The organism is Bacillus sp. GW823-FHT06A10 (genome assembly GCF_058795375.1).
Window position 1 is genome coordinate 81,213 of the sequence record NZ_JBXAHT010000006.1, and the last position, 6,687, is coordinate 87,899.

A 6,687-nucleotide genomic window follows, 5' to 3' on the forward strand; every position below is an offset into this window, starting at 1 on the left:
TCTCGATAAACCCCACCTCGTCAACTACACTATTTGTAGTTCTGGCGCTTTTATAATTTACAATATTTCCTTTGAGAAAAAGAACAAGACCATCTTATAACAAACATGGATAAACCGTCAATGAAATTTTTTTCATCGTCTATAAAACATATGAAAAAGGAGCACTTTTTGTGCTCCTTTTTCATATAAATTCAGCTAATTACTCAGCGCCAACTTCGGCTTTCACAACTTCTACAATGCGATGTACATATGCATCACAAACTTCTTGTGTTGGTGCTTCTGCCATTACACGAATAAGTGGCTCTGTTCCAGATGGACGAACAAGAATACGGCCATCACCGTTCATTTCTTCCTCTACAACACGAATAATTTCTTTAATTTTTTCATTTTCTAATGCTAATTTTTTATCTGTTACACGAACGTTTACTAGCAATTGTGGGAATTTCGTCATTTCTCCTGCAAGCTCAGATAATGGTTTTTTCGTCATTTTCATGATGTTTACAAGTTGAAGTGCACTTAACATTCCGTCACCAGTTGTAATGTAATCAAGTAAGATAATATGGCCTGATTGTTCTCCACCTAAGTTGTAACCACCGCGTTTCATCTCTTCCATTACATAGCGGTCACCAACTGCTGTTTTATCACTTGTAATATTGTTTGCTTCAAGTGCTTTGTAGAAACCTAAGTTACTCATAACAGTTGAAACAACTGTATTATGTTTTAATTGACCAGTTTCTTTCATGTACTTCGCACAAATAAACATAATTTGATCACCGTCAACGATGTTTCCTTTTTCGTCTACAGCAATTAAACGGTCGCCATCGCCATCAAAAGCAAGTCCAATATCCGCACCTTTTTCTTTTACCAATTCAGCTAAGCCTTCTGGATGTGTAGATCCTACACCCTCGTTAATATTCATACCGTTTGGAGAAGTTCCCATTGTTGAAATATCAGCTTCTAGGTCTGCAAATAAGTATGGAGCTAGAGAAGAAGTTGCACCATGTGCACAATCTAAAGCGATATGTAGGCCAGAGAAATCTTCTTCAACAGTTTGTTTAATGTACTGTAAATATTTTTGTCCACCTTCAAAGTAATCGCTCACTTGTCCAAGATTAGTACCTGTCGGACGTGGTAGTTCATCAACTTCTTTGTCTAATAAAGCTTCAATCTCAGCTTCTTGCTCATCTGTTAATTTAAAGCCGTCTGAACCAAAGAATTTAATACCATTATCTTGTACTGGATTATGAGATGCAGAAATCATAACACCTGCTTGTGCATCTAGTGCTTTTGTTAAATAAGCAACGCCCGGTGTAGAAATAACGCCAAGGCGCATTACTTCTGCTCCAGTTGATAATAGACCTGCTACTAAAGCTCCTTCTAACATATGGCCAGATACACGTGTATCACGACCGATAATTACTTTTGGACGATCTGTATCTTTTGTTAATACATAACCACCAAAACGCCCAATTTTGAAAGCTAATTCAGGTGTTAACTCCTTATTTGCAACTCCACGTACTCCATCTGTACCAAAATATTTACCCATTATGATTCGCTCCTTTTTCTTGCTCTTTTTGATTATGGTTATCTACCGTTGGTTCTTGACTAGTTTCTTTATCTTTATCTTGATTTTGGTTTTGATTATTTTCCTGTTCCGTTTCTTTTTCTTGATTGGATTCAGGATTTTTTGGCTTCTCATTTTGATTTTCTTGATTGGTGTTTGAATCCGGTTGTTGACCGTTACCTTGTACTTCTTTATCTGGTTTTTCTTTCTTTACAATAGTAACTTTAGCACTTTTTTGTTTTGGCTCTATTGAAATATTACCAGGTCCACTCACTTGAATAGAAATATCTTTCGTCCCTGAAGATACATTTTGCAAATTAATTACCGCTGTTATTTGGGCAGCTGTTATTTTATCTACTATACTTGCTTCTCCTGAAATATCAACACTTATCTTTCCATCTTGCGGCGAAATTAGCTGAGCCGTAACATCTTTAGAAAGTCCATTTTTTTGGATTGGGATGCCATCAATCGTTTTTGTTTTCGTTTGTTTTGTTTTTTGCACTCCCACCGAAACCTTCACTTGATTCGGTTTTGCACTGGTTACACCCTTGGGTAATAAAACAGAGGCATCGAATGTTGTAGACTCTGTCAATTGACTAAGATCTACTTCGACCCCCTCTAGCGATTGTATATTATCCAAAATATCTTTTGGACCAGCTATTGTTACTTCTCTCGGCTCGACACTGATATTTGTAACTGCCAATCCTTCTGCTAAACTCCCCTTCTTCGTATACGTTACAGGAACAGTTTTTTCAGTATTATTGGCTGTAGTTTGCGTTGCCACATTCAATGTTACACTAATTTTAGATGGACTTGTTCTTACATTTAAACGTTTTCCTTCTTTATTGTATAATGTAACTTCGGGCGTTTTTGTAACAGTTTTATTAACACCTTTTAAATCAACATACGCTTTGGCAGATGAAATGCTTTCAATTTCTTCTTTCGTCCCAACTACCTCAACAGTATCCGGTTTAATGCTTGATTTTTCGAGAGTAGCCCCCGCTGGCATTTGATCCTCATTTGATAATTTCAAATCTACATGAACATATTTTCTCGCCTTTTCATGAAGAGTAACTTTAATTGTTGATGGCTGAACTGTTCCTTTCACATCGTCTGGAAGCCCGTTCGTTTTTAAAGAAATCTCATAAGTTCCTTTTGGACTATCTCGCAAATCAATTGGTATGTCAAATTGTTTTTTTGCTTTTGCTGTAGCAACTGATGCTTTTGGGCCTTCTAACTTCACCTTAACGCCCTCTGCTGGAATACCACTTACAATATATTTCTCCTCATCATACTTAAGATTAATCTCATAATTAGTTAATGTTTCTTTCGTATCATTTGCAAAAGGTAATATACCTGATGTCGTATTTTTCTCAGTTAACGTCGCTGACATAAAAAGCATACACGCCAATAGTAATGAGATCCCTTTTAAAAACCAATGATTCTCCATTAACTTATCCATGACGCTTTCTCCTCCAATTCCATAAAGACGAAGAAGTCGTTTTTTCGTTCCCACTAAATTCAGCTAATAACATATCCTTCAGCTGTTCTGTCTTCAAATCACGATGCAACTTACCATTTTTCGTTAAAGAAATTTGACCAGTTTCTTCAGACACAACTACTGTAATACTATCAGTAACTTCACTAACTCCCATTGCAGCACGATGCCTAGTTCCTAATTCTTTAGAAATAAACGGACTTTCTGATAATGGAAGATAGCATGCTGCTGCTTTAATTGTACTTCCTTGCATAATTACCGCTCCGTCATGAAGAGGTGTATTTGGAATAAAAATATTAATAAGTAATTCCGATGATACGTTTGCATTCAGCGGAATACCCGTTTCCACATAATCACCCATACCGGTCTCTTTTGACAAAGTAATTAATGCACCTATTCTACGTTTCCCCATATATTCGGTTGCTTTTGCTATCGCTGTTGCAACCATTTCAGGTTCATCATCCTCATGCGGTCCAACACGCGAAAATAAACTCCCGCGCCCTAGCTGCTCAAGTGCTCTTCGCAATTCTGGCTGAAAGATAATAATAACGGCTAAAAATCCCCATGTTAATACTTGTTCAGTTAGCCAAGATAACGTATGCAATTCAAGGAAAATACTAATCATCTTAACGACAATGATAACTGTAATCCCTTTTAAAAGTTGAACAGCTTTCGTCCCTCGGATTATGAGAATCAGCTTATATATAATAAACCATACAATGGCAATATCTAATGCCGTACTAAGATATTTCAAAATGGTCGTATCTTCAAAAGGCATGCTATCCCTTCCTCCTACTTACGAGCAATTCTATCCATATATTGAAATATTGTTTTATGCTCTATCTGTATGTATTTCCAACAACTAGTTAATTATACCATACATGAAACAAACGACAATTACAAACAACCCCCTTTAGCTCAAATTGGTAAGATGTCAAACATTTTTATCTTACAGTATAATATAAATCATTATTATACGCCTATTTTCAAATAAAAAAAGCAACTTCTCAGTTGCTTTTCTTACATTTATTTTAGTTTTTCACCGAATAAAGAACCCATTAAAGCAACTGCTGTTGTTGCCGTTCTATTTCTCTCATCTAAAATCGTATTTACCTCAACAAATTCAGCAGATGTGATAATATCCGCTTCTGCTAACATTTCCATCGCCAAGTGGCTTTCACGATAAGATAAACCACCAATTACAGGCGTCCCAACACCTGGTGCATCATGAGGATCAAGACCATCTAAATCTAATGATAAGTGTACACCATCAGTATGAGATAAATATGCGATTGTTTCTTCCATAACAGCCGTCATTCCCATACGATCAATTTCATGCATTGAGAACACTTTAATACCTTCATTGCGAATGAAATCTTTTTCTCCTTCATCCAATGCACGCGCACCGATAATTACGACATTCTCTTTTTTCACCTTTGGATATGCTCCATATAAATCTACAAGTGAAGAATGTCCATAACCTAAACTTGCTGCAAGTGACATACCGTGAATATTTCCAGATGGTGAAGTTTCCTCTGTATTTAAATCACCGTGTGCATCATACCAAATAACACCTAAGTTTTTATAATGTTTTGCTACACCAGCTAATGTACCGATAGCAATACTATGGTCACCACCTAATACAAGTGGAAAACGACCTTCTTCTATAATATGATCCACCTTACTTGCTAATTCATTACATACAGTTGCAACTTGTGTAAGGTTTCTTAATTTTGTATTTTCATCTATCTCTTTTTCTCTCTCTATACGTATATCTCCCATATCTTTAACGTTATATCCAATTTCTTCAATTCTTTCAATTACCCCTGCATAACGGATTGCGCTCGGTCCCATATCAACGCCACGACGCATCTGCCCTAAATCCATTGGAACTCCAATAACTGAGATTTCTTTTTTCATAGATAGTATCCCCCTTCTGTGCCTTCACTAAATATTTTAAATCTTTTATATAGTCTGACTCAACTCGACATTTTTCTGTATGGATATACAAATTATTCACTTATATTCACGTTGAAAATCAAATTTCAAGACTATTCTATGTATAAAGTTAACTTAATGAAACAATCACAATCACTATTATTAAATAATAATAAAAAAAACAACTCTACATTTAGAAGTTTTTTTCTGAAGCTATTTTCCATACTGTTGCAATATTCTTCGTTGTCATTTCAATATTTTCTTCTGCTACTCTATATGCTTCTTCTAGTGTCATCGGTCTCGTTGTAATACTAAATACCGCATCTATTCCTTTCTCGTACACGGCTGAATAATCAGATGATACAGACCCTCCAATGGCAATTACAGGCACAGAAAAACGTTTCGCACGCCCCGCAACACCAACAGGAGCCTTCCCATATGCAGTTTGTTCATCTATTCTACCTTCACCAGTTATAATGAGATCTGCATCTTCTATATGTTTATCGAAATTTGTATAATCCAATACAATTTCAATGCCCCTTCGCAAGTCTCCCTTTAGCACTGAAATAACAGCCGCTCCCATTCCTCCTGCTGCCCCTGCACCAGGTATTTCAGATACATCAGAAGATACATATCTTTTAAGGATATTCGCATAATGTTTTAAATTCTCATCTAGCTCTTTCATCATCTCTACATTCGCACCCTTTTGTCTCCCAAATACGAAAGATGCTCCCTGCATTCCGACTAATGGATTATCCACATCACATGCCGCTTCTATCTTTACCCCCTTTAAGCGTGGGTCCATTTGTGAAAAATCAATAGCAACAATCGAATGTAACGTACCTCCAGATGGATCTATTACTTCACCCTTATCATTTATAAATCTTACTCCTAAAGCTGCTAACATGCCTGCCCCACCATCATTTGTAGCACTTCCTCCAAGTCCTAAAATTATGTACTCCGCCCCTTGATTTAGCGCATGTAATATAAGTTCTCCTGTTCCTTTTGTCGTTGTAATAAGTGGGTTTCGCTTTTCAACTGGAACGTGCTGTAATCCTGATGCTGCTGCCATTTCAATAAACGCTGTCTTTTTATCTTTAGACACGCCATAAAAAGCTTGCACACTTTCTCTAAGCGGTCCTGTCACACTAATTGATATAATTCTCCCCCCTGTAGCATCAACAAGCGATTCAACCGTCCCTTCTCCTCCATCTCCAATTGGTATTTTCACATACTTTGCATTAGGAAAAATTGCTCTAAAACCTCTTTCAATAGCTTCACATACTTCTATAGCTTTTAGGCTTTCTTTATATGAATCAGATGCAATAACAACTTTCATAATTATCCCCCATCCCTTATTTTTACGTTTTCTTCATTTTAAACGATAAATATAAAAGTTGTCTTTTTAAACACAAAAAAGCTTACATCATATGATGTAAGCTTTTTCTATTTAGATGGAGCCTAGCGGGATCGAACCGCTGACCTCCTGCGTGCAAGGCAGGCGCTCTCCCAGCTGAGCTAAGGCCCCTTAGTAATAAAGCGGAAGACGGGATTCGAACCCGCGACCCCAACCTTGGCAAGGTTGTATTCTACCACTGAACTACTTCCGCGAAAATGGTGAGCCATGAAGGATTCGAACCTTCGACCCTCTGATTAAAAGTCAGATGCTCTACCAACTGAGCTAATG

5 protein-coding genes and 2 tRNA genes are annotated in these 6,687 nt (G+C 37.0%); all 7 read right to left on the minus strand.

Annotated elements, in window-relative coordinates; genetic code table 11:
• Nucleotides 1-199: 199 nt before the first annotated feature.
• Entirely contained in the window at nucleotides 200-1,546 is a 1,347-nt protein-coding gene (gene glmM, locus AC1Q8M_RS26380) for a phosphoglucosamine mutase (RefSeq protein ID WP_000521476.1), read from the minus strand.
• Nucleotides 1,539-3,026, minus strand: a complete 1,488-nt coding sequence (locus AC1Q8M_RS26385) for a CdaR family protein (protein ID WP_000359607.1) — start codon at nucleotides 3,024-3,026, stop codon at nucleotides 1,539-1,541. The genes glmM and AC1Q8M_RS26385 overlap by 8 nt, the downstream gene beginning before the upstream one ends.
• The gene (gene cdaA / locus AC1Q8M_RS26390) at nucleotides 3,019-3,840 is read right to left on the minus strand and encodes a diadenylate cyclase CdaA (protein ID WP_001115694.1); all 822 of its coding nucleotides are present in this window, start codon (nucleotides 3,838-3,840) and stop codon (nucleotides 3,019-3,021) included. The genes AC1Q8M_RS26385 and cdaA overlap by 8 nt, the downstream gene beginning before the upstream one ends.
• Before the next feature lie 248 nt (nucleotides 3,841-4,088).
• The gene (rocF, locus tag AC1Q8M_RS26395; RefSeq protein WP_000711581.1) at nucleotides 4,089-4,982 is read right to left on the minus strand and encodes an arginase; all 894 of its coding nucleotides are present in this window, start codon (nucleotides 4,980-4,982) and stop codon (nucleotides 4,089-4,091) included.
• Between the two features lie 211 nt (nucleotides 4,983-5,193).
• Entirely contained in the window at nucleotides 5,194-6,339 is a 1,146-nt protein-coding gene (locus tag AC1Q8M_RS26400) for a glycerate kinase (protein WP_016513347.1), read from the minus strand.
• Between the two features lie 116 nt (nucleotides 6,340-6,455).
• Nucleotides 6,456-6,528 (minus strand) — tRNA-Ala (locus AC1Q8M_RS26405).
• A gap of 10 nt (nucleotides 6,529-6,538) precedes the next feature.
• Nucleotides 6,539-6,610 (minus strand) — tRNA-Gly (locus AC1Q8M_RS26410).
• Nucleotides 6,611-6,687: the final 77 nt, after the last annotated feature.